This is a genomic window from Citrobacter freundii complex sp. 2024EL-00216 (assembly GCF_043945515.1).
In the GTDB taxonomy this organism is placed as follows: domain Bacteria; phylum Pseudomonadota; class Gammaproteobacteria; order Enterobacterales; family Enterobacteriaceae; genus Citrobacter; species Citrobacter portucalensis.
Genome location: NZ_JBIMRA010000019.1, coordinates 18,097 through 41,545, shown reverse-complemented (window position 1 = coordinate 41,545; position 23,449 = coordinate 18,097). Strand labels below are relative to the sequence as shown.

The window sequence follows — 23,449 nt, the reverse complement described above, 5'->3', positions numbered from 1 at the left end:
ACTTTATTCAGCCTTCAAATCAGCGTGCATGCCGGATGGCAGCGTAAAAACTTTATCCAGCCTACAAACCAGCGTGTAGGCCGGATAAGCGCAGCGCCATCCGGCAATTAGCGCAGAATCTTACTTCGCCGGAATAGACTTCAGCAGTTCAGTCAGCAGCGTCCAGTAATGGCCGACGCTTTCGATATGAACCTGCTCATCCGGGGAGTGCGGACCGGTGATAGTTGGCCCGATGGAAACCATGTCCATATCCGGATACGGTTTCTTGAACAGACCACATTCCAGACCAGCGTGGATGATCTGGATATTCGGCGTTTTGTTGAACAGACGCTGATAGGTTTCACGAACCAGGTGCATAACCGGAGAGTTAGCATCCGGCTGCCAGCCTGGGTATCCGCCTTTTGCCTGGGTTTTCGCGCCAGCCAGTTTACCCAGTGAATCCAGCATGCTCACCACGTAGTCTTTACCGCTGTCGATCAGGGAACGGATCAGGCAGTGAATTTCAACGTTGTCGTCAGTCATGGTGACAACGCCGACGTTCAGAGAGGTCTCAACCACGCCTTTGGCGACGTCAGAGTTGCGGATTACGCCGTTCGGGGTGGCGTTCAGCAGACGCACAAAGCTGTCGCGAGACTGAGCGGTCAGCGCGGCTTTGTCTTGAGTTACGGCATCCAGCAGCAGAGCCAGGTTCTTCTCTTTGGCTTCCAGTTCGTTTTTTAGGATTTCCTGATAGGTGTTGACCAGCGCTTTTAACGCATCAACTTTATCTGCAGCCACGGCGAGGGTGGCAAAGGCTTCACGCGGAATCGCGTTACGCAGCGTACCGCCGTTGAAATCAACCAGACGCAGATCCAGCTCTTCAGCGTGGCCCGCCAGGAAGCGTACCAGCAGTTTGTTCGCGTTACCGAGACCCACGTGGATTTCGCCGCCGGAGTGACCGCCTTTCAGGCCTTTTAACGTCAGCTTAAAGCTCTGGAATCCAGCCGGGATTGCTTCACGGGACAGCGGCAGGTTAGAGGTAAAGTCGATACCGCCTGCGCAACCCATGTAGATCTCACCTTCTTCTTCTGAGTCGGTGTTGATCAGGATATCTGCCTGCAGCCAGTTAGCCTGCAGACCAAACGCGCCATCCATACCCGCTTCTTCGGTCATGGTCAGCAGCACTTCCAGCGGACCGTGTACTACGCTGTCATCAGCCAGAACGGCCAGCGCAGACGCCATACCGATGCCGTTATCCGCACCCAGCGTGGTGCCACGGGCTTTCACCCATTCGCCGTCAATATAAGGCTGGATAGGATCTTTAGTGAAGTCATGCACGGTGTCGTTGTTTTTCTGCGGGACCATATCCAGGTGCGCCTGCAGAACGACCGGCTTGCGGTTTTCCATGCCTGCGGTAGCGGGTTTGCGAATCAGGATATTACCGACTTGATCGCGCTCGACGTGGAAACCTTTCTCTTGGGCCCAGCTCAGAATGTGTTCAGCGAGCTGCTCTTCATGATAGGACGGATGAGGAATAGAACAGATTTTGGCAAAAATATCCCATAGCGGTTGCGGGGATAATTGAGACAGTTCAGACACGTTGAGTCTCCTTGGCGATGTCCTACAAAACTTGCTTGCAGGCCACGGGGTTAGCAGAATTAAAAACACCACAAGTCAGGCTTGCGCGATGCGATTGAGAATACCACTTTCTCCGCTGACGGCTAGCATAAAGCATGCAAAAAGAGGCGCGGATTCCGCGAAACACTGGTTTTTAGTGCGTCAGATCTCTATAATCTCGCGCAACCTATTTCCCCCTCGAACACTTTTTAAGCCGTAGATAAACAGGCTGGGACACTTCACATGAGCGAAAAATACGTCGTCACCTGGGACATGTTGCAGATCCATGCACGTAAACTGGCAAGCCGCCTGATGCCTTCTGAACAATGGAAAGGCATTATTGCCGTTAGCCGTGGTGGTCTGGTGCCGGGCGCATTGCTGGCGCGTGAATTGGGTATTCGTCATGTCGATACCGTATGCATCTCCAGCTACGATCACGACAACCAGCGCGAACTGAAAGTGCTGAAGCGTGCCGAAGGCGACGGTGAAGGTTTCATCGTAATCGATGACCTGGTTGACACCGGTGGTACCGCCGTTGCGATCCGCGAAATGTATCCTAAAGCGCATTTCGTCACTATCTTCGCTAAGCCGGCTGGTCGCCCGCTGGTGAATGATTATGTTGTTGATATCCCTCAGGATACCTGGATTGAGCAGCCGTGGGATATGGGCGTAGTGTTCGTCCCGCCGATCTCTGGTCGCTAATCTAAAAAGTTTTCAACGCCTGGCAACTGCCGGGCGTTGTTCTTTTTGTGCTGTGTCAGGTTACACTATGCCTTAGTGAGTACTCATGGAGGCTGCAATCATGTCACAGGCTAACCTCAGCGAAGTCCTGTTTAAACCCCGCTTCAAACACCCTGAAACGTCAACACTGGTTCGTCGTTTTAATCACGGCGCGCAGCCGTCCGTACAATCTGCCCTGGATGGCAAAACCATTCCGCACTGGTATCGCATGGTGAATCGCCTGATGTGGATCTGGCGCGGCGTCGACCCGCGCGAAATCCTTGAGGTGCAGGCACGTATCGTGATGAGCGAAGCCGAGCGTACAGATAAAGAACTCTACGATACGGTTATCGGCTATCGCGGTGGGAACTGGATCTATGAGTGGGCGAAGCAGGCGATGGACTGGCAACAGAAAGCGTCTATGGAAGAGGATCCGCAGGTGAGCGGACGCCACTGGCTGCATGCGTCTACGTTGTACAACATTGCCGCTTACCCACACCTGAAAGGCGATGAGCTGGCAGAGCAGGCACAGGCTTTGGCGAATCGTGCCTATGAAGAGGCCGCACAGCGATTGCCGGGCACGCTGCGTGAGATGGAGTTTCCCGTCGCTGGCGGTGCGCCGATCACCGGCTTCTTACATATGCCAAAAGGTGACGGTCCGTTCCCGACGGTGCTGATGTGTGGTGGCCTCGATTCCATGCAAACGGATTACTACACCCTGTATGAGCGCTATTTTGCCCCACGGGGTATAGCCATGCTGACGCTGGATATGCCGTCGGTTGGGTTCTCGTCAAAATGGAAACTGACTCAGGATTCCAGCCTGCTGCATCAGCATGTATTAAAAGCGCTGCCTAATGTTCCCTGGGTGGATCACACCCGCGTGGCAGCCTTCGGTTTCCGCTTTGGCGCTAACGTGGCGGTACGCCTGGCGTATCTGGAATCATCGCGTCTGAAGGCGGTGGCCTGTCTGGGGCCTGTGGTTCATGCGCTGCTTAGCGACCCGCAGCGTCAGGCGAGCGTCCCGGAAATGTACCTTGATGTACTGGCTAGCCGCCTGGGGATGCACGACGCCTCCGATGAAGCGCTGCGCGTTGAGCTTAATCGCTATTCATTAAAAGTGCAGGGCCTGCTGGGGCGACGCTGCCCGACGCCAATGCTCTCGGGATTCTGGAAGAACGATCCGTTTAGCCCGGAAGAAGAGTCACGTTTAATCACATCTTCATCTTCAGACGGTAAGCTACTGGAGATCCCCTTCAACCCGGTGTATCGCAATTTTGACAAAGGGTTGCAGGAAATAACCGGTTGGATCAATCAGAGATTGTGTTAAAAGTTTGCTAAATTTTAGCGATTTGGTAAAACAGGTGCTTCACCTAAGGAGATCGTAATGACGTTACCGAGTGGGCATCCGAAAAGTAGATTGATCAAGAAATTCACCGCGCTTGGCCCGTACATCCGGGAAGGGCAGTGCGAAGATAATCGATTTTTTTTCGATTGTCTGGCTGTTTGCGTCAACGTGAAACCCGCCCCTGAGAAACGCGAGTTCTGGGGCTGGTGGATGGAACTGGAGGCGCAGGAAAAACGTTTCACGTACAGCTATCAGTTTGGTTTGTTTGATAAAGACGGTAACTGGACGGCGGTGCCGGTGAAAGAGACTGAAGTGGTAGAGCGACTGGAATACACCTTACGTGAATTCCATGAAAAATTACGTGGCTTGTTAACGACGCTGAATCTGGCGCTGGAACCTGCTGACGACTTTAAGGATGAACCGGTTAAGTTAACGGCATAATGAACAGTAAAATGCCGGATGGCGGCGCAACCCCATCCGGCATTTTTTATGCTATATCAGAACTGGTAGACCATACCGACAGCAACGATGTCATCATCGTTGATGCCCAGTTTATTATCGCTATCCAACTGGTTGATTTTATAATCAACAAACGCGGACATATTTTTGTTGAAATAATACGTTGCGCCCACGTCGATATAATTCACCAGGTCTTCATTGCCGACGCCTTCAATATCTTTCCCTTTAGAAAGCACATAACCCAGTGACGGACGCAGACCAAAGTCAAACTGGTACTGAACAACCGCTTCGAAGTTCTGTGTTTTATTGGCGAAGCCGCCGGAAATTGGCGTCATATTGCGTGTTTCAGAATAGAACGTCGCAATATAAATATCGTTAGCATCATATTTTAAGCCGGTTGCCCAGGCTTCAGCTTTATCACCCGTACCGCGAGTTTGCAGATTCTGCTGGTTGGTACGATCGGAGTTGGTATAAGCGCCGCTCACCGCGAAATCGCTGCCGCCAAAGTCATAGGTAACAGAAGTACCAAAACCGTCGCCGTTCTGTTTTTTCACATCGCGATCCTGGTTTTTACCCTGGTATTGCAGGGTCAGATCCAGGCCATCCACGACGCCGAAGAAGTCGGTGTTACGGTAAGTTGCCAGACCGCTGGCGCGTTTGGTCATAAAGTTATCGGTCTGTGCGGAGGAGTCGCCACCAAATTCCGGGAACATATCGGTCCAGGCTTCCACATCATACAGCGCGCCCAGGTTACGACCATAATCAAACGAGCCAAAATCTTTTAATTTCACACCGGCGAAGGCCAGACGTGTTTTTTGTTGGTTAGAGTCGCTTTCAGCTTTATTGCCGGCAAACTCTGCTTCCCAACGACCATAACCGGTTAGTTGATCGTTAATTTGCGTTTCACCTTTAAAACCTAAACGGATATAGCTTTGGTCACCATCTTTGCTGTCATAATCCGTCATGTAATGCATGGCTTTTACTTTGCCGTACAAATCCAGCTTATTACCGTTCTTGTTATACACTTCCGCTGCCTGTACGGATGCCGACGCAACAATTCCCATCATCACTAATGCCAGAGTGCTCTTTTTCATTTTCATTCCTGATTAAAAGTACGCGCTAATATTCACTGGGTGTGATCCCCGTTAAAAGACAGGAGGGTTTTTAACGTCTGGCAATGAACGTTTTATGACAAAGTAAGAATATTTTTAAAAAAGGATGTTTTTTTGTTTCTGTAATAAATGCGTCAAAATCTGCCGCTACGCTTGCTGATCCTGCGCAATAAAATTTCATGCTTTGTGCGCTGGTTGTTGGCAACCGGGGCCAGTCCTGCTAAAACGTTCGTTTGATATCATTTTCCCCAATTTTGAATGGCAGAGAATCATGAGTGACAGCCAGACGCTGGTGGTAAAACTTGGCACCAGTGTGTTAACGGGCGGATCCCGCCGCCTGAACCGCGCCCACATCGTAGAACTGGTTCGCCAGTGCGCGCAGCTCCATGCCGCAGGGCATCGTATTGTTATCGTTACCTCTGGTGCGATTGCCGCCGGACGTGAGCATCTTGGTTACCCGGAGCTCCCGGCAACGATAGCTTCGAAACAGCTGTTGGCGGCGGTCGGGCAGAGCCGACTGATTCAACTGTGGGAACAGCTATTCTCGATTTACGGTATTCATATCGGGCAGATGCTGCTGACGCGTGCAGATATGGAAGACAGAGAGCGCTTCCTCAACGCCCGCGATACGCTCCGCGCGCTGCTGGATAACAACATTGTTCCTGTCATTAATGAGAATGACGCCGTAGCGACCGCTGAGATTAAAGTCGGCGATAACGACAATCTCTCCGCGCTGGCGGCAATTCTGGCCGGTGCCGATAAGCTGCTGCTGTTGACCGATCAGCAGGGGCTGTTCACCGCCGATCCACGCACCAACCCGCAGGCTGAGCTGATTAAAGACGTGCACGGCATTGATGATGCGTTGCGCGCCATTGCCGGGGATAGCGTCTCGGGTCTGGGAACCGGCGGCATGGGAACAAAACTGCAGGCAGCCGATGTCGCGTGCCGCGCCGGGATCGACACCATTATTGCCGCAGGCAGCAAGCCGGGCGTGATTGGCGACGTGATGGAAGGCGTTTCCGTTGGGACGCGTTTTCATGCTCAAGCCTCTCCACTGGAGAACCGTAAACGCTGGATCTTCGGCGCTCCGCCTGCCGGAGAGATTACCGTCGATGAGGGCGCGACCGCAGCAATTCTGGAACGCGGCAGCTCATTACTGCCAAAAGGCATTAAAAGCGTGACAGGTAACTTTTCTCGTGGTGAAGTGATCCGCATCTGCAATCTCGAAGGGCGCGATATTGCCCACGGCGTCACCCGCTATAACAGCGACGCGCTGCGCCGTATTGCCGGACACCACTCACAACAGATCGACACCATCCTGGGCTATGAATACGGTCCGGTTGCTGTCCATCGCGACGACATGATCACCCGTTAAGGAACAGGCATATGCTGGAACAAATGGGCATTGCTGCCAAAGCCGCGTCATACAAGCTGGCGCTGCTCTCCAGTCGCGAAAAAAATCGCGTACTGGAAACCATTGCTGATGAGCTGGAAGCGCAAACGGAAAGCATCCTCAGCGCTAACGTACAAGATGTTGAGCAGGCGCGAGCCAACGGCCTGAGCGAAGCGATGCTCGACCGCCTGGCGCTGACGCCGGCGCGTCTGAAAGCGATTGCTGACGATGTGCGCCAGGTCTGTAATCTTGCCGACCCGGTAGGGCAGGTGATTGACGGCGGCCTGCTGGATAGCGGTCTGCGTCTGGAGCGTCGTCGCGTCCCACTGGGCGTGATTGGCGTGATTTATGAAGCGCGTCCAAACGTCACCGTTGACGTTGCCTCCCTGTGCCTGAAAACCGGCAATGCTGTGATTCTGCGCGGTGGGAAAGAGACCTACCGGACCAACGCCGCCACCGTGGCTGTTATCCAAAAGGCGCTGGAAGCCTGCGGTTTACCCGCGGCTGCCGTACAGTCAATTGATAACCCGGACCGCGCGCTGGTCGCTGAAATGCTGCGGATGGATAAGTACATCGATATGCTGATCCCTCGCGGTGGCGCGGGTCTGCATAAGCTGTGCCGTGAGCAGTCGACGATCCCGGTCATCACCGGCGGTATTGGCGTATGCCATATTTATGTTGATGATACCGCGGAGATCGCCCCGGCCCTGAAGATTATCGTTAACGCCAAAACCCAGCGTCCAAGCACCTGTAACACTGTAGAAACTCTGCTGGTGCATCAGGATATTGCTGAGCGTTTCCTGCCTGCGTTAAGCCAAAAGATGGCGGATAGCGGTGTTACGCTGCACGGTGATGAAATTGTGATGCAGGTTCTGCATGGCCCTGCCAAACTGGTGCCACTAAAACCGGAAGAGCTGGATAACGAGTTTCTGTCTCTGGATCTGAACGTTGTGGTGGTCGAAAATATGGATGGTGCTATCGCCCATATTCGCGAACACGGTACCCAGCACTCGGACGCCATACTGACGCGCACGCTCAGCAACGCCAACCGTTTCGTGAATGAAGTGGACTCTTCTGCCGTGTATGTAAACGCCTCTACTCGTTTTACCGATGGCGGCCAGTTCGGACTGGGTGCGGAAGTGGCGGTGAGCACGCAAAAACTGCACGCTCGTGGCCCAATGGGACTGGAAGCACTGACCACATACAAGTGGGTTGGCTTTGGTGACGACACGATTCGTGCGTAATTGAAACTGGGTGATGCAATAATAGCCATCTGATTTAAAAGGCTATTAAGGCTTCACCCAGTTAATACTAACCTTCACCCCGCTGCCGCATTTTTTATCCTGCGTTTTTAACATCATCCGCACCAGTCTGGATCTGACCTATGCATTCTCTGACGCCAGAAAGGCGGCGTATCACAGAATTTTCCCTGCCTGCATGAATTTTCCTGGTCTTCGTTTCACGTATTGTTCCCATGGCCCGATCTATTAGAATCAATCTCATTTTTATGAGGAGTTGTTGCGTGAAATCGGATATTCACAAACTTAGCATTCCTGTTGTGCCGCTTGGCAACCCGTTTCCTCCCCGTCATTGTTCGCTGTGCCCAAAGGGAGCGGCGATTGATCGTGATAATCAATACAAATTAATAGACAAAAGAAGGCGGTTTAAAGCTGGGGAGATACTCGCTCGGCAGGATGAAACCGCGGATATGCTTTTTGTTATCCATGAGGGGTACTGCAAGTCCAGCGTGGAATGTGGCGATAACGTTTTTATCAGCCGCTTTTATGTTCCGGGAGATATCATGGCGCTGGATGCTGTCGAAGGGGGGAAGTACCTGACAACTATCCAGGCGGCAACGGCTGCGGAAGTTTGCCACATTGATATTGCGCGGTTGTTCAAGGTAGCAGAGAAGGAGCCTTCGGTTGCTGCCGCAGTCATCAAGTTTCTCTGCAGGGATAATGGATTCATTGTTGAAAAACTGCGGCGCTATGCGAATAAACATGCTGAGGCCAGGATCGCGGCTTTCCTGGTGGAATTTTACGAGATGCATTTGCGCATCGGCAGGCCAGAAACGACGCTTCGCTTGCCATTTTCTCGCGAGGAAATTGCCAGTTATCTCGATCTTAAAATTGAAACCGTTAGCCGCTCATTAAAATCTCTTGAACAGCAGAATTTGATTACCTTACATAGGGTACGTACCGTAACTATTAATAGTTATCTTGGTTTAAAACGTTTTATCTAATTTTCTATTTAACGATAATCATTATCTCTCCTGATAAGCCAGGAATATTCATTTTATATGGAAAATTCCTGGTTTTAATTTTGTCAAATAATTATCAATTAGAATGTAGTTTCTGTAGGTGAATGTTTTTTTATAAGAATATTCCCTCGCAAATGGATATATCATGAGAATTTTCTTGCGGCGTTAAAAATTTAGCATAATTGCAACAAATAATAAGCATTATAGAGAAACTATGGAGGTGTTAATTATCTTTATGTTTTGTAAGGGTTTTGCTCTCGTGGTATTTGTATGATCTTTTTGATATTTATCAAAAACATAAAAAAGATGAATTGTTTGATTTGTCTTATTTATTTGGGTGATAGTTCTGGTTCATGGTGTTATTTAAGTAAATTAAACTTAGGAGACTTCTTAGATTATCGTTTTGGTGGGAAAATTCTTAGTCTTTTTGTAATTTTTGCGTTTCAGGGTTTGTTGAGATGTTACTTAATTCAAATGATAATTTTTGGGCGCGGCAATTCTGGCTCGCAATTAATGGAACCGCTGGAGTGACTTAATAATAAGACTCGGTGGTGAGTTTGTTCTTAGGAGAAGATAAAAATGAAAAAATTATTATTAGTGACCTCTCTGGCGTCTGTATTTGTTGCGGCAAATGCAATGGCAGATGTCACTGCTTCTGCAACGGCCTCGTGGGACGCGACGGCAACAAAAGATACCACCAGCATGTTGGTCGTCACTCCGCTGAACTCTTTGACTTTCCAGTATGCGGAAGGTCTGAATGGCTTCAACTCCCAGGATGGCGCGTTTGATGTGACTATTCAGGGCCAGGAAACGGCAACTGATTTTGAACTGACCGCTCAGATTATTAGCAATACTCTGACCAACGCCAGTGGTGATGCGTCTACCCTGAACGTAGGGGTGGCATGGAATGGCACCGCGTTGACTAATTCATCAGATACTGTCCTGGTAAATTCCAGCTCGACTTCTGGTCTTGAAAGCCTGATGGCTGATGGCGCTTACAACGGTGCTGACCGCGTCAGCGATCAATCCAACTTCAAATTCACCATTGCGTCTGCGACTTCTGATGGTAGCACGCCGGTAACGGATTACTCTGCACTGCCAGACGGCTATTGGACTGGGGATGTAAAAGTACAGTTCAATGCAACCTGGACGACTCCGTCCGCCTAAGAAATAAAAGTTCGGGAGGAGAACTTCTCCCGAACTTATCAGGAATGGTGTCATGAATAAATATTTACCGGCAGCAATGTTGGTAGGGTTGGTAATATCTTTTTCCAGCTGGGCAATTAACGTCGGTGATATCACGTCGATAATGACTTCTACTGAGAGTTCATTATCGAAAGAAATCACTAATACGACAGATTCGGCTCGTTATGTCAGCGTATCGGTAAAACAACTGTCATCACCTTTAGCGGGCGGAGTCGAAATAAAACCCGTTAATTCCGGGGAATTACTCTCTACGCCTGCCAATCTAATTCTGCCTGGTCAGGCAAAGGATGTTTTTCGCTTCTTTTATAAAGGGCCAGTTGATGATGTCGAGCGTTATTATCGTCTGCAATGGATAGATGAGCCAGTCACCGAGAGCGCGGAAACCCGGGCCAATAAATTAGCTGTTGCGACAGCGTCAGCAGAAATTGGCACAATCCTGGTCGTTGCGCCGCGAAAAGAGCGTTTTGAATATAACCGTAATGGTGATGTTATTAGCAATACTGGCAATGTTTCATTTCGAGTAATCGCCTATGGGGCTTGCAAAGATAATGCTCGCGATCAGGGGCGGGGCTGTCGTGAACGTTATTACATTATGCCAGGTACAAAAATAAAACTGCAGTTCACCGACATTAGTAATAGCCGCTCACGCATCGGTATCTGGCACGGTAAGCAGTTTATTACAGTGAAGTGATGGTCAATAGCAGCCATCTGTACGGGAAAAATAAAAATACCGGATTGTAAGGATGCATATGACAACAACATATATTGTTGGCGGTAGCATTTGTCTTTTTCTTGCGCTGACACCAGGAACTTCACATGCAGCCCCAGTAAAAGTGGGTAATTACGTTATTCCCAGCGCTTTCGCCCGTTCACTGGAGCAGGGAATGACGGTGCCGGTTTATATCCGTTACAACGAGACTGATGAGAAAAGTCAGCAAAAAATTGCCGATGCGGTGATTTCGCTTGTTGATGGCAATATTACAGTTAAAGCACTGACTCTTGCTGAATTGCCCAATAATGCTGTGTTATCCGAGAAAACCCGCGCGTTAGTGGAAAAAATCCGTGATGTAAAGTTTCACGATAATACGAATATTGAACTGTCAGATGATGCTCGACTGCAACTTAATGTCTCATCATTTCACCTGGAGATGATTGTCAGCAAAGATGCGTTAACTGAAGCGATTGTCGCGCGCAGTAGCTTGCTTGGGCCTTCCAGCGTTGAAACTCTGTCTAACGTCCTGAACTACAACTTTGGTACCTACTACAACGATTACCGAAATGGCAGCAGTACCCGCAGCTATCTGACGATGGACAATACAACATCGCTGCGGGAGCACCACATTAATGTTAACGGTTCGTTTTACGGTATCGGTGACAGCAATGGTACCAGTAAACTTTATCGTGCGATGTATGAGCGCGATTATGAAGGGTATCGACTGGCGCTGGGGATGCTTGATACATGGAATGTCCAGTCTATTGCCAGCCTGAATGCGCTGAATGGTGGGAAAATTTACGGTGCGAGCTACGGGAACAAAGGAAGTACGGTTGTTGAGAATACCGCGCTTTCACTCACGCCGATTACCGTATTTTTGCCAGCCGCTGGTGAGGTTCATGTCTTCCGCGATGGACGTTTGCTCAGCGTGCAGAACTTTAATATGGGCAGCTATGAAATTGATACCAGTCGCTTTCCGTATGGTGTGTACGACGTCACGGTAGATATCGTGGTCAATGGGCGGACAATTAATAGTCGTGTCAGCCGGGTTAATAAGATCTTTGCTCGCCAACAAGCTGCCGGAGTTCATCAGCTCTCATGGCAGTTTTTTGGTGGTTCGCTGGATTATGATCGGGTGAGCTATAAGCGTAACCACTATCAGGATTTGGGTAATGAGCAGACCTGGATTGCCGGGGGGGCCGCATCGGTGACGCTGGCGATATTGTCGGGACTGGGCCTGAAATCAACGATCTACGGTTTTGATAACAATGCGGTTAATGAAACGGATGTCACGCTGAATGTGAATGAATACGTCAGTATTGGCAATCAGATGTTGGTAGCGAACGATTCATCATGGCGAAACATCAGTAACATTAATCTCAATGTCCCTGAGGGATATGGTTCCCTTTGGGCATCTCGTGAAGACAGTAAAATTGGCGATCGCTTGCCTATGCAGGAGCGTGATAACTATTCCATTGGCGGAACTCTTAACCTCGGAAAGTTTATTCCTCATGGTGGTTCACTCACTGTTAGTCAGACGGAGAATCGTTACTCAGGCAATAAATACCGTAATCTGGATTACAACACGACACTCTATTCGGGAAGGTATGCCACGATTGGGTTACGTGCAGGAATTCAGCGTTATTACTACAACAACCGAAATGACGATGGGCGACAGGAACGTTATGTCAGCCTGGACTTATCGTTGCCGTTGGCGACCTGGTTGAGCATGGGCGTCTCCCGAGATCGCTATGGCAGCACCCAGGGTAATCTCAGTGCACGAAAACAGTATGCTGAAGGGCCGATTAAATCGGTCGGATTATCGGCATCAACGCGTCTGAGTGGTGAACAGTATTACGACAATAATTATTCGGTAAACGGCAATCTAAGTTATGACACGAAATATAACGCTGGCACCGTATCGGTAACGCGTTCTGCTGACAACTCCACCAATATGAACTTCTCTTCCCAGGGTTCTCTGGCATGGGCAGGTAAAGACTTTGGTCTGAGTAAAGAGAGACAGCGTTCTGGCGTTATCGTAAAAACAGATTTGACCGGCGAGGGAAAACTGGCTGCGAAGATTAATAACCGCAATTATCGTCTCAGCGGTAAATCAAATTTCATTGCACTGCCGCCCTATGCTCAGTACAAGCTGGAAATCCTCAATGATAAAAATTCTGAGGACAGCTTCGATATTGTTTCAGGACGCAAACAGGAGCTGACGCTATATCCGGGTAACGTGGGAGTTATCAACCCTGAAGTGAAAAGCATGGTCACCGTATTCGGTCGCATTCGTTATCCCGATGGACAGTTGGCTGCAAATACCGATATTCATAACCACATCGGTAAAACACGTACGGATGCAAAAGGTGAGTTTGCTATCGATATTGATAAAAAGTATCCAGTTATTACGTTAATTTCTGCCAATGGCAGGGTATGTGAAGCCGATCTGGATCTGGAAAAAGCACGCGGCGCTGCGTGGGTTGGCGATGTGAAATGTGCAACGCAAACCACGATGGCACAACGATAAGGTATTAATAATGAATAAATCTCTTTCCCTTATTCTCGGCTGTGTCTTTGCCGCGTTATCTCCATCCGCCTGGGCACTCTCGGCTTCCACTCAGGCGGCGGTCAACAACAACTATTTGTTTATAGAAAACAATGTTGATAACGAATACTTTATTACCCCGTCCTCCCTCGATCCTCGCATTAGTGGGTCGAACACCTGGGTAAAATATGGAAACGACCAGGATAGCCTGGGATATATGGGTATCGTTGGTTGGGTAGCCAATACCACATATTACAAGGATATGTGGATTGAAAATTCGCCAATCAGTGAACCATTTCGGGGGATTCGTTGTACCACTGGCGCTAATTGTCCAGCTTCTGGCTATATTGCTGCCGAGCTAACCGATCAATTTGGTTTTTATCACACTAAAGCAACCGGATCCGGAATCGCCGGTGGGTACTATGGTTTTGCATCGCTGACAGACTCGGCGTATGAATACTTCCGCAATATGTCGGTCGGAAGCGCAGAGACATATAACCTTAATTTTTGTCGAACCACGATTGACTATGATTATGCGGCTGGGCAACGTTGTAAAGACCAGAGCAGCGGTAATTGGTATATCAGACCTTATACATTAAATAAAATAGGTCATTTATCTTTGGTTTCTACCAATGCATTTCAGGAGTTATGGGTTGCCAGTGATGGCACCCCGAGCATCACTAAAGACAGTGGTTATTGTGAGCTGGGTGTGGTCAGTCGTGAAGATGGCGTTATCTGTAAGATGATTTCATATAATTTAAATCAAACCAGCAATCTGACGGCTTCACTACGTATTCGTATGTACGCGGATAGCGGTTTGCTCGGTTTTACGCCTGCGGCTGCCACAATAAAATATTCTGGTGATGGTCAAACCTGGACTAACTTTAGCTCGACGTCGGTTTATTATAATGTTTTTAGTAATAGTGGTGAGTATGTCTATGTTTTTCTGTCGAAAACATTCCTGAAAAATATGGTGGATCGTGGCGTCAGTATCACCAACAGCCAACCATTTACATTTGCTTTTACAAATAGCGTGACGCCAGAGTCGGGGTATTACCAGTTTACTCCTTCGCTACAGCTCAATATTGTTCCTAAGGAATATGGGATCAGTATTATCTCATCGGATAACAGCACCTCGGCAAGCGGCAGCGGCACAATTGGCGAGACCGCTCCGATTGAGATGGATTACACCGTGACGGTCTCGGGGCCTCGTCAGGCTGATAGCATTACCGCACAAGTTATTGGGGAAAGTACGACGATAAACAATGTGCCTTATTGCCTGTTCACCTCTACGCAAGGTGGGTTATCTGTCCCCATTCCCGCCTTCCTTCAGTACAACAGTCAGTCGGGTGGCGTGGTACAGAAACGAAATAGCTGTAGTGAAGCGGCAATCAGCATGAGAGATGCACAATGGCAACAGACGCCCTGGGACGCAAATAATACAGATGATGGAAGCTACTTTGCGACTGATTTAAAATTGCTTTTCCCAATGAATGATTCGCGTTCGATGTTGACCGTTTCCGGTGCGGATTGGGAAGGTGTTGTCAGTGCCAGCGGAGAGATAAAAGTGACGGCGAACTGGGTGGGAGTGACACCATGAGCCACTGTCGTTTGGCGCTAAGATGGATATTGGCCTTGCTTTCCGGGCTGGCGGTGTTCTCCGCACAGGCCGTCTACCTGGAGTCGACTATTTATGAGATGCCATCGGATAAATCATTTATCAGTAAACGAATCTATAACGATAGCCAGAAACAGAACGTGTACAGTATTAGCGCAGTTAAAATAGATAAACCGGGACCGGGAGGTGAAAACAGAAGTGCTATTGCCGAAGGCGAACTTTTGTTTACTCCGCTCCGTTTTTCACTGGCACCGCAGGCAAGTGAGTTTTTTAAGATTTTCTATCGTGGCCCGCAGGATGATAAAGAACGCTATTACCGAATACTGTTTCGTGAAATGCCGATAACGCTGTTTACCGAGCGTAATCAAGGGAAAGGCGGACAAGCTCTCCCGGTTATCGCTATGGATACCATATTGGTCGTTCGTCCGAGGAAAATGAACCTGGCCTACACCATTGATGAGATAAACGGGACGTTGAAAAACACAGGGAATACTTTTTTCAAAATTATCGTACACCAGGGGTGTCACTCAACTGATGATGAAGCCACCATGCGTTATGTGTTACCGGGGGAAACCTGGCATAGTAGTGAGTTGAAAACAAAAAACCGGAAATTTATCGTAGCGTTGCAGAAATACCTACCCGTTGGTCAGGGTTGCTTAAATCTTGATCATTAGGGGGGGCTGAACCAATATGCACTGATTATATATTGAACCTATACTGTCACTCGCTATGGAAAATGTAGCAATAAGTTTAGAGTCGATGAAACAATATGTCGTGCAAATTGCCGGAAATGTTTATTAATACAAGATCTACGACATCCTCTCTTAGTTTGTCGGTCAGCATAAACTACGATAATATGTTATTCTGTTGGTCATTGTAGTTATATGTTTTGTAAATTTTGTATTTATAGCTTTTTGTTTTGTAATGAAGTGAAAGTGAGTAAAGGGATTTGTACTGATTAAGAAATGGTGTTTTTTCTTTTTCAATTTTTAAATGGAACTTACGGTGTGATGAGAATACTCATATGGATAACTGTGATTATAAATTCTGAATTTACGTGATATGGCATATGGATAAAGTTATATCACGAATCGCCTTATGATTATTGGAGGTCGAAGGTGTTGTATATTCTCTCGTGAATAGAGCGAGGGACCTGCTATGCCATAAATTTAAGTTGGTGATAACTATGAATACGAAAAAAATTTTTCTGCTCAGTTATGATACTTTCCTTTTTTCAGGAATAAAAGCATGGTTTCCAAATCTGGTATTGATCGATGCACGGACATTTATTTCTGGCACGCAGTCAGTTATGTCGCAATATCCGTCCTGCTTGCTGGTGATCGATAACCGGTTGCCATTATTATTGGTCAAAAAATGGCTTCAGAGAAACAGTACACAGTTCATCAACATACACTGTATTGTTCTGCGGATGTGCGAAACCCTGTCTGTTAATCGGGGATATGAAGAATATTCCTTTATCAATGGGGGGGAATTGTCGGAGCAGCTGATCGCTCAATTAAAAGAGAGTTTATTGGCACCTAACAAAGTTGTGGAGGTCAATAAATATTCACCGATGTTTACTTTTAACTTGACTGAATTTGAAGAAGAAATGCTGTATTCATCATTCACAAAAGAAAAACTGCATGATTTCTGTATTGCTAATTCTCTAACAATTAAGTCAGTGTATCGATATCGGGATAAAATTACTGCTCGCCTCGGCTTTTCCAATTTTAATGAAACTGTTATCTTTTTAACCCGAAATAATTTATTAAATGAAGGTTCTATAATCAATAATAATGTGAATGGGGATACAGTTTACACTGACGCATATGATGTTTCGGATACTAGTAGACTGAGTATGGCAATAAGGAATGAGGAGATCATTCCTTATTTTCAACCCATCGTGAATATCAGGGGCGATGTTTGTGGTGTTGAGGTCTTGGCTCGTTGGCCACAGGGACATAACTATGCTATTTCTCAGCGAGAGTTTATTCCATTGGCTGAAAAAAGTGGCTTAATCAATGAGTTAACTAGCTATTTAATGACCGCTGTTGCGCGCAATCTGGTCTCTGGAGGCGCAAGCATTAATAAAACTCTGTTCGTTTCTTTTAATGTCAGTCCGTCAGGTTTAAATAATCCCGTATTCTATTGGGAATGCCTTAATTTTATGGAGATAACGCAAGGTCTGCCGATAAAATTGATGATAGAGATAACAGAGAACCAGACGTTCACGATCACTCCTGCAATCAAAGAACTTATTCGTTCGTTACGAAATAAAGGTGTTTTGTTCGCTTTGGATGATTTTGGTACTGGATACGCTAATCTCTGCTATCTCAATGAGTTAGACCTTGATGTAATCAAAATTGATAAAAGCTTCATTAAGGAAATTAAAGAGGCTGATCAATATATCCCTATGCTCGAGTCAATTACTCACCTTTCAGGACTTATGGGGTTACGTACGGTGGCTGAGGGCGTTGAAAATGACTATCAGCAACAATGGCTGGGAAAAAATAATGTTGACTATCTGCAGGGGTATCAGTTTCTACCGCCAGTGACATTTAATGATTTTATCCGGTATTACCAGCAGTCTGTAGATTTGTTTGAATCAGCGTCGGATTCACCTTTATCTACGTAATTCATTTTTGACACGGTTTTTACATATGAAGGGTAAAACCTTTAAACGAGTATGTGCTCTGAGCTGACATGGCCTGCAGCATGATTTTTTCCTGAACACCAGGGGCAGACGCCTCTGGTATGGGCGTCTTTGCATCGCTGCCTTTCTGTCTGGTTAAGTAAAAAGTCCTACAGTGAAGTACGCACCATTTGTTTATGTATCTTAAACGGGGTATTTATAGTGATATCAGCGTTAATCAAACAGGTACTGAGGTTTGCCCGCAGCCATGCGTCATTTCCTGACAAAATTAAGAGTCTGGCTTCCACCACCACTCATCCTGTTATTATTCCTCATCGCGGATGCGTTGACGGCGATCCCGCGTTTCACATTTGGCGCGGTGACTATCGTAATAAGTGCATTGTTGGCTAGCGTCAGTCTGGCGATGATACTGCATACCGCGTGGCAGATGCGGAAGAAACGTACGACGCTAAACCCACTGCATGCAGAGAAATCGACCACGCTTGTTACTGGCGGATGTTATGCCTGGAGCCGCAATCCAATCTATCTTGGAATGAGTGGACTTCAGTTAGCTTTTGCTCTTTACGTTGGTAGCCTGATTGGAATATTGGCTGCACTGCTGTTTATGCTGGTGGTTGCCAGATTACATATTGATTTTGAAGAGGAACAACTGCGAAAACATTTCGGGCCGGAATGGATACGCTATGAGCAGCGTGTTCGCCGCTGGTTATAGAATTTCCTTGCCGCGTACAAGGACGCCTGTGACGACACGATTCGTGCGTAATTGAATCCGGATGATGCAAAAATAGGCGTTTGATTCGCAAGGCCATTGACGCATCGCCCGGTTAGTTTTAACCTTCTACCCCGTGTTCACATTCGTGGGCATGTCCTTATCAGGGCCGATATAGCTCAGTTGGTAGAGCAGCGCATTCGTAATGCGAAGGTCGTAGGTTCGACTCCTATTATCGGCACCAACACAACAAATCCCATTAAAAACAACAACTTGCAGAGTATTTAGCTCTCAAGCTACGATCTTTTTTTAAGGGATTCTATGACCAACAGTTGCCGCTATGGTTAACAGTGGCTATTCAGGGATGTTAGCACGTAGCGGCCTGTAGTTGTAAAGCTCGAACAGGTACAAGGCGCGAACAGTCCACACGAACCGCTATCAACTCGAAGCTGATGACGCTGCCAACGTCTCTAAATCCTCCCGAAACAGATTGATCACACGCATTTAAGCCCGATGTGCGGCCTTACGGCTGCGTAAACAGGTGAATAGTGGTAATGCCCCGGTAGCTACAGATCCGGCTCTGCCAGCGCTTCGCTCACGCTCCTAACGGTACACGAGCACCCTGATAAGGTGTGATCCTTCTGAACATTGATGTAGTCGCCTAACGGCTCCGCTTGCCTCCTTACCACTAACGGGGCTTTATGGCTTCTATTGTCTAAAATCGGTGCACAGAGTATTTTGGCAGGACTAAATTAATGATGTTCGTGAGGTTATGAATGGCGATCAATCGTCTGGTTTGCCAGTGTTTGGCTTTGTCTATTCTGGGGGCTGCTGTTTTTGAAGTTCAGGCAGAGACTCAATCTCTCAAATGTGTTTACCCGAAATACAGTGATCACGAGGGGCTTCATGAAGCAAAGAACCCTATGGTCTTCTCGTTTATCATCGACACTAAGACAAACAAAGTCTACATGACTGGGAATGTTAGCTCTGTGGAGGTGACACCTGTCCCCAATGGGGTAAGTGGAAACTCTTTCATAGAAACTACACCTGTAGGTAATGTTACGGTTACAACCGTGATGGCTAACGGCGAGTCGGTGCATAGCAGGAGTATGGTTTATCCTGATGGCATTTTAGCGTCTCAATACTACGGGACTTGCGAAGCCAACTAATCACCAGCCAAATGGCGTTAGGGAAATAAAGAAAGGGGCATTGCGCCCCCTCGATTATTTCAAAGCCTGTAACCACATCATAAGCAAATGTAGCTGGCTGCCTGTCATAGCAGGGATTCGGACTGTTCTACCGTTGCTTGCGTTGCACAGCGCGAGCGCTAACGCCATAATGTGCTGATTCGGCATCTCTAACTCTCCGTTGGGTTTGTTGAATACGGTGGGGGCTGGCTTCTTGGTGGTTGGCGGCCCCTGCCACCTGATTACGTAGATCACACGTTACTTGTTGGTCAACTGCTCTTCTAAGATTGGACGGCAATAAATGCCGTTGTATCGTCGTCCCTGCAAACTTCACCGTTTGCCTGTACACTTTCACCACTGTGCCACACCACATGAAAGTGGTGATCGGCTCTTCTTCCTTAGTCAATCGTTAGTCCTCCTCAAATGTCCTAGTGTATTTGCACTGTTCGGACAGTCTGATCGTTACGGTTTCGGTGTAATTAGCGTTGCTGTATACGCAGATCTTCGCGTTGTCAGTCTCCTGTTCGTCACCCAATACCAGAGTGATCTGTCCGGCGTTTGTCAGGGTTGGCAGCTGGGCCAAAGCACAAAGTAAAAACTTCTTCAAAGTAGTATCCTCAGTAGTCGCGTTGCGATTTGCAAAGCAAAATCGTAAACGGTCATCAGTAGTCGATAGTCTGGAATACGTCTTCGATATCTTTTTCCATAATCCCGCAGTATGCCAGCGTAACAGCCTGTGAGCTATGCCCGTACAGCTTAGTGAGTGTTGGCAGACTTACCCCACGTTTTAGAGCGTGGTAGCCTAAGTTCTTGCGGGGGCTGTGGGCGGCAATGTGAAGGTTGAGCATATCCCCGGCCTCTTTAAACTTGGCTGAGACCGTCACACGGCTGATCGGTTTTCCTTTAGCCCGGTTGCTGTCCACTTCAAATAGATATTCATGACCGGGATTGTCAGCACGACGTTGTGCTACCAGTTCAAGCGCTTTGGCAGTCAGCATGATCGAGCGGATTTTCCCTGTCTTCTGCTCCTTCAGGTTTAACACATTCCCCTCTATGTGGTTAAAATCGGCATAACGTAACCTGAGGGCATCACCAACTCGCGCCGCTGTCTGGTTCAGGAATACCCACAAATCACCGTAAATCGGGCTTGTATTGTGTTTACGTAGCAGAGACTCAACTTCTGCGATCTTCTCTTTGTCCCTGACTGGCTCGACTCTCTTCATTTCGTCCCTCGCTGTTATCTCGTTATGTAAGTTACAAGGTAAATATTGATCATAAAGTGATCATTGTAAAGGATTTTTTATATGTGATTTAACCCGCTCCCCCGCCCGGAAAGAAATGAAAGTTGGGGTTACTCTTCAGGTTCCAGTGTCGGAAAATATCTCAGCGTATGGGCTGATGTGCTAGGCGTGGCTGAGAGTGTGTCAATAAAAATGAACCATTATTTCAAAATATCGCAAGGTAACTCTTTGCACACACACCACAGATGCATAGAACGTGCATAAAGGATGCATAAGACAGCGTTTAGACACTTCTTTGACGTTCATCCACAATGCAATCTATAAGAATCAATGGGTTGCTATATTACACTTTCATATTGTGTAAGTTATAGGTGAGTTCTCATATCCGTCACCAGTCCACAACATCATCCACCAACGGGCGATTTTCTCCCGGCTAGGCCGTCGCCGTTCGTACCTTTTCCCACATTAGCGCAAGCAGTCCCGCCAATAGCCCCGTATGCTCTACCATTACCCGTTGTCGGGTTAGCAACCTTGTTGCTAATCGCCATAGGCGATACCAGAAGCCTGTAGCGGCGTTATCTCCACACAATCGTGACTGACTCACTGATAGCACAGCGCCTCGCTGAGGACTCTCCATGCCTATAAATGGAGGGTTTTCAGTTGTTTCTACGAAGAAACTTTATTTTTTCGGTATGGAAGGGTGGATCGGTGATTGTGTTTAGCCACACCCTGAGTGACAGATTTGACGAGGCCGTGCCATTACTGGCTCTGTTATGTATCCGATACCATAACTGTCACCACATCCGACAGGCGGAGCCATGATGCAAGGTCAGATTAATGACGAAATTCGGTTGATTAACGGCCTATTTCCGGGGATTTATTTTCATTATTCCTTGGTGGTAAACCAGCCTGTATATACCAAAGGACGATGTGATTAAAGATTGACCAACCCTGGACACTGATGACCACACACCCTGGACATGGGTGTCCAACGATATAATAAAGAATAATACAATAAAGATAATTAAAACCTAAGATCTAGATCTTTAAAAGATCTTAGTAAAAAGGCTTTTTTATGGTTTGGTTGGTGCAGGGCTGAGTGGTCGAACATGTCAAGGTGTCTTCTGTCAGAGGGGGGGGGTCTTCTACTGGAGGGGGGGTGTCTTCTACTGGAGGGGGGGGTGTCTTCTGAGAGACGTAGTATAAGAGCATCATAAAAACATTAATAAAAACACCTATAAGATCTTAAAGGAATTTAAGGTCAAAGGCCGGGTGAACTGGTGTTCACTAGTGTGTTTAAAGAATTAGCAGGCAAGCCTGCATGATACATCTGTGGCTATGCCACTTCAGATCTGTGTGTGGTAATAAGCTATGCCTGTGAACAGTCACACCTTATAACCCTCATTACCCATTCTGTGATAACCCCACCCATCAACAGACCTTTGGTCTGTCTCTGTGTGTGGATATCCCAATCATGGATTCGGGTAACCCAAAGGCTCCGCCAGCATGTGTGGGAGACAAGCGCTAGCGCGTCAGTCAAATGTGGATCGAGCACGGCGCAGAGGAGCTTTAAACGCGACGTAACTCCCCCCCTCAGACTTCACAAAGCCGCTATGCGGTGAATCCCCGATTCATCTTGATTGTTGTGACCGTTGATTGACAACGGACAATCAAGACTAGATAACAGGAGGCTCACAGAGCGCATCAGACACGCTACACGGCATTTAAACGGTAGAGGTAACCCATAGGTACTGCCTACGGCTTGGAATCGCTTAGAACGCGTCATAGGCTATTTGTGTAACTTTGAATTATTTCCTACCTAAAATAAGAATGCAATATATATAATTAAATTAAGCACGAATTGCTAATGACATTGTATGTTGCTTTATGGAATTATGCGGCCCAGTCAAAATGTTGCTAGCACACTTTTATCTGTGATGCAACAAAAAGCTTGACAAAAGTGTGATTTATGACATAATATATTCATACCTTGAGAAAAGGAAACATTAAAACAACATAGGAGATTAGATGACAAAACCAGTCCTGTTCGACTTTTCGAACGCTACCGCCTCAGAGATTGTTTCTGCAATCGACAACAAAATCACTTCGTTAGTAAATCTTCGCAGTTTCAGAACCCGCGTTGGCGGCTCCAAGAAAGCAGACAAACTATACCCGGCAACTCGTGAAGCTATGAATATCATCAAAAGTCTGCGCCAGCAGGCTAAGAATGCAAAAATCATCCGGGATATCCTGAAGCCTTACTCAGCAGAGTTAGCAAAGGGAAGGGATCTAATGGAGATCATCGAACCTGTGCTGTCTGCCTGGCGTGTCTATTACGCCTCTCATGGTATCGGGCTCATGAATAAGCAGATCCTCCTGCTTAAGATCATTGAGTCTGGCGGCGAACTCGAAGGCATTACCGGAAAACCCATTCCAGAACTGACCACAACCGAATAATCATTCTCTGCATTACCCCGTTGGCAGCAACGCCACCAAACGAAATCGCCGCAAACACGGCTTCTTACTCCTGATCGCCATCCGCGATAGCAGGAGCGATGACTTTTATGCATTCGGAGGGAATTTTGAGATGAAACTGTCACTAGACGATGAAACATACGCAATTCTACGTGAAGAATCGGATCGTTTGGGGATGCCTGTTCCTAGGATGATCCGCAACATGTGCCAGAACC

General features: G+C 47.5%; 18 protein-coding genes and 1 tRNA gene. 16 read left to right on the top strand and 3 right to left on the bottom strand.

Annotated elements, in window-relative coordinates; all coding sequences use genetic code 11:
• Positions 1–120: 120 nt before the first annotated feature.
• Positions 121–1,578, bottom strand: a complete 1,458-nt coding sequence (pepD, locus tag ACHHZ7_RS19880; RefSeq protein ID WP_008783788.1) for a cytosol nonspecific dipeptidase — start codon at positions 1,576–1,578, stop codon at positions 121–123.
• Between the two features lie 261 nt (positions 1,579–1,839).
• Between pepD and gpt the strand changes: the two genes are divergently transcribed.
• From gpt to crl, 3 genes are all read left to right on the top strand, one after another.
• A complete protein-coding gene (gene gpt, locus ACHHZ7_RS19875) occupies positions 1,840–2,298 on the top strand; it encodes a xanthine phosphoribosyltransferase (RefSeq protein WP_003031380.1) in 459 nt (152 codons plus the stop codon).
• 100 nt (positions 2,299–2,398) lie between these two features.
• On the top strand, positions 2,399–3,643 hold the full coding sequence (gene frsA / locus ACHHZ7_RS19870) for an esterase FrsA (RefSeq protein ID WP_048214870.1): 1,245 nt from the start codon (positions 2,399–2,401) through the stop codon (positions 3,641–3,643).
• Between the two features lie 57 nt (positions 3,644–3,700).
• Entirely contained in the window at positions 3,701–4,102 is a 402-nt protein-coding gene (gene crl / locus ACHHZ7_RS19865) for a sigma factor-binding protein Crl (RefSeq protein WP_008783790.1), read from the top strand.
• Between the two features lie 56 nt (positions 4,103–4,158).
• Here crl and phoE read toward each other — a convergent pair whose 3' ends face one another.
• Positions 4,159–5,214, bottom strand: a complete 1,056-nt coding sequence (gene phoE, locus ACHHZ7_RS19860) for a phosphoporin PhoE (protein WP_060682710.1) — start codon at positions 5,212–5,214, stop codon at positions 4,159–4,161.
• A gap of 289 nt (positions 5,215–5,503) precedes the next feature.
• Here phoE and proB point away from each other — a divergent pair, with 289 nt between their 5' ends.
• From proB to ACHHZ7_RS19800, 12 genes are all read left to right on the top strand, one after another.
• Positions 5,504–6,607 carry a glutamate 5-kinase gene (proB, locus tag ACHHZ7_RS19855; RefSeq protein ID WP_003031373.1) on the top strand — a complete coding sequence of 368 codons (1,104 nt, stop codon included), beginning with the start codon at positions 5,504–5,506 and terminating at the stop codon, positions 6,605–6,607.
• A gap of 11 nt (positions 6,608–6,618) precedes the next feature.
• A complete protein-coding gene (gene proA, locus ACHHZ7_RS19850; RefSeq protein WP_048236044.1) occupies positions 6,619–7,869 on the top strand; it encodes a glutamate-5-semialdehyde dehydrogenase in 1,251 nt (416 codons plus the stop codon).
• 278 nt (positions 7,870–8,147) lie between these two features.
• The gene (locus ACHHZ7_RS19845) at positions 8,148–8,867 is read left to right on the top strand and encodes a Crp/Fnr family transcriptional regulator (protein WP_048226431.1); all 720 of its coding nucleotides are present in this window, start codon (positions 8,148–8,150) and stop codon (positions 8,865–8,867) included.
• Positions 8,868–9,464: 597 nt separating this feature from the next.
• On the top strand, positions 9,465–10,052 hold the full coding sequence (locus tag ACHHZ7_RS19840; RefSeq protein WP_003830835.1) for a common pilus major fimbrillin subunit EcpA: 588 nt from the start codon (positions 9,465–9,467) through the stop codon (positions 10,050–10,052).
• A gap of 52 nt (positions 10,053–10,104) precedes the next feature.
• Complete coding sequence (locus tag ACHHZ7_RS19835) at positions 10,105–10,782, top strand: hypothetical protein (RefSeq protein ID WP_060682708.1); 678 nt, start codon at positions 10,105–10,107, stop codon at positions 10,780–10,782.
• A 58-nt stretch (positions 10,783–10,840) separates the two neighbouring features.
• Positions 10,841–13,333, top strand: coding sequence for a CS1-pili formation C-terminal domain-containing protein (locus ACHHZ7_RS19830; protein ID WP_060682707.1), 2,493 nt, complete (start codon positions 10,841–10,843; stop codon positions 13,331–13,333).
• Positions 13,334–13,343: 10 nt separating this feature from the next.
• Positions 13,344–14,951, top strand: coding sequence for a fimbrial protein (locus tag ACHHZ7_RS19825; protein ID WP_060682706.1), 1,608 nt, complete (start codon positions 13,344–13,346; stop codon positions 14,949–14,951).
• On the top strand, positions 14,948–15,643 hold the full coding sequence (locus ACHHZ7_RS19820) for a fimbria/pilus periplasmic chaperone (protein WP_060682705.1): 696 nt from the start codon (positions 14,948–14,950) through the stop codon (positions 15,641–15,643). The genes ACHHZ7_RS19825 and ACHHZ7_RS19820 overlap by 4 nt, the downstream gene beginning before the upstream one ends.
• A 512-nt stretch (positions 15,644–16,155) precedes the next feature.
• Positions 16,156–17,604 carry an EAL domain-containing protein gene (locus tag ACHHZ7_RS19815; protein ID WP_060682704.1) on the top strand — a complete coding sequence of 483 codons (1,449 nt, stop codon included), beginning with the start codon at positions 16,156–16,158 and terminating at the stop codon, positions 17,602–17,604.
• A 265-nt stretch (positions 17,605–17,869) separates the two neighbouring features.
• On the top strand, positions 17,870–18,334 hold the full coding sequence (locus tag ACHHZ7_RS19810; RefSeq protein WP_060682703.1) for an isoprenylcysteine carboxylmethyltransferase family protein: 465 nt from the start codon (positions 17,870–17,872) through the stop codon (positions 18,332–18,334).
• A 165-nt stretch (positions 18,335–18,499) separates the two neighbouring features.
• Positions 18,500–18,575, top strand: a tRNA-Thr gene (locus ACHHZ7_RS19805).
• 532 nt (positions 18,576–19,107) lie between these two features.
• Positions 19,108–19,500 (top strand): hypothetical protein, encoded by a 393-nt coding sequence (locus tag ACHHZ7_RS19800; protein WP_008321059.1) that lies wholly within the window; start codon positions 19,108–19,110, stop codon positions 19,498–19,500.
• Positions 19,501–20,180: 680 nt separating this feature from the next.
• Here the strand turns inward: ACHHZ7_RS19800 and ACHHZ7_RS19795 are convergent.
• Complete coding sequence (locus ACHHZ7_RS19795) at positions 20,181–20,741, bottom strand: tyrosine-type recombinase/integrase (protein ID WP_201442723.1); 561 nt, start codon at positions 20,739–20,741, stop codon at positions 20,181–20,183.
• Between the two features lie 2,046 nt (positions 20,742–22,787).
• Here ACHHZ7_RS19795 and ACHHZ7_RS19790 point away from each other — a divergent pair.
• Entirely contained in the window at positions 22,788–23,216 is a 429-nt protein-coding gene (locus ACHHZ7_RS19790; protein WP_199986154.1) for a hypothetical protein, read from the top strand.
• Positions 23,217–23,449 lie beyond the last annotated feature (233 nt).

Excerpts from the sequence above, each read along its gene's own strand:
- ACHHZ7_RS19810 (WP_060682703.1), top strand. The coding sequence starts at position 17,870 with ATGCGTCATTTCCTGACAAAATTAAGAGTCTGGCTTCCACCACCACTC.
- ACHHZ7_RS19815 (WP_060682704.1), top strand. The coding sequence starts at position 16,156 with ATGAATACGAAAAAAATTTTTCTGCTCAGTTATGATACTTTCCTTTTT.
- ACHHZ7_RS19835 (WP_060682708.1), top strand. The coding sequence starts at position 10,105 with ATGAATAAATATTTACCGGCAGCAATGTTGGTAGGGTTGGTAATATCT.
- proA (WP_048236044.1), top strand. The coding sequence starts at position 6,619 with ATGCTGGAACAAATGGGCATTGCTGCCAAAGCCGCGTCATACAAGCTG.
- ACHHZ7_RS19795 (WP_201442723.1), bottom strand. The coding sequence starts at position 20,741 with ATGAAGAGAGTCGAGCCAGTCAGGGACAAAGAGAAGATCGCAGAAGTT.
- proB (WP_003031373.1), top strand. The coding sequence starts at position 5,504 with ATGAGTGACAGCCAGACGCTGGTGGTAAAACTTGGCACCAGTGTGTTA.
- gpt (WP_003031380.1), top strand. The coding sequence starts at position 1,840 with ATGAGCGAAAAATACGTCGTCACCTGGGACATGTTGCAGATCCATGCA.
- ACHHZ7_RS19840 (WP_003830835.1), top strand. The coding sequence starts at position 9,465 with ATGAAAAAATTATTATTAGTGACCTCTCTGGCGTCTGTATTTGTTGCG.
- crl (WP_008783790.1), top strand. The coding sequence starts at position 3,701 with ATGACGTTACCGAGTGGGCATCCGAAAAGTAGATTGATCAAGAAATTC.
- ACHHZ7_RS19800 (WP_008321059.1), top strand. The coding sequence starts at position 19,108 with ATGGCGATCAATCGTCTGGTTTGCCAGTGTTTGGCTTTGTCTATTCTG.
- ACHHZ7_RS19790 (WP_199986154.1), top strand. The coding sequence starts at position 22,788 with ATGACAAAACCAGTCCTGTTCGACTTTTCGAACGCTACCGCCTCAGAG.
- ACHHZ7_RS19820 (WP_060682705.1), top strand. The coding sequence starts at position 14,948 with ATGAGCCACTGTCGTTTGGCGCTAAGATGGATATTGGCCTTGCTTTCC.
- ACHHZ7_RS19830 (WP_060682707.1), top strand. The coding sequence starts at position 10,841 with ATGACAACAACATATATTGTTGGCGGTAGCATTTGTCTTTTTCTTGCG.
- ACHHZ7_RS19825 (WP_060682706.1), top strand. The coding sequence starts at position 13,344 with ATGAATAAATCTCTTTCCCTTATTCTCGGCTGTGTCTTTGCCGCGTTA.
- phoE (WP_060682710.1), bottom strand. The coding sequence starts at position 5,214 with ATGAAAAAGAGCACTCTGGCATTAGTGATGATGGGAATTGTTGCGTCG.
- frsA (WP_048214870.1), top strand. The coding sequence starts at position 2,399 with ATGTCACAGGCTAACCTCAGCGAAGTCCTGTTTAAACCCCGCTTCAAA.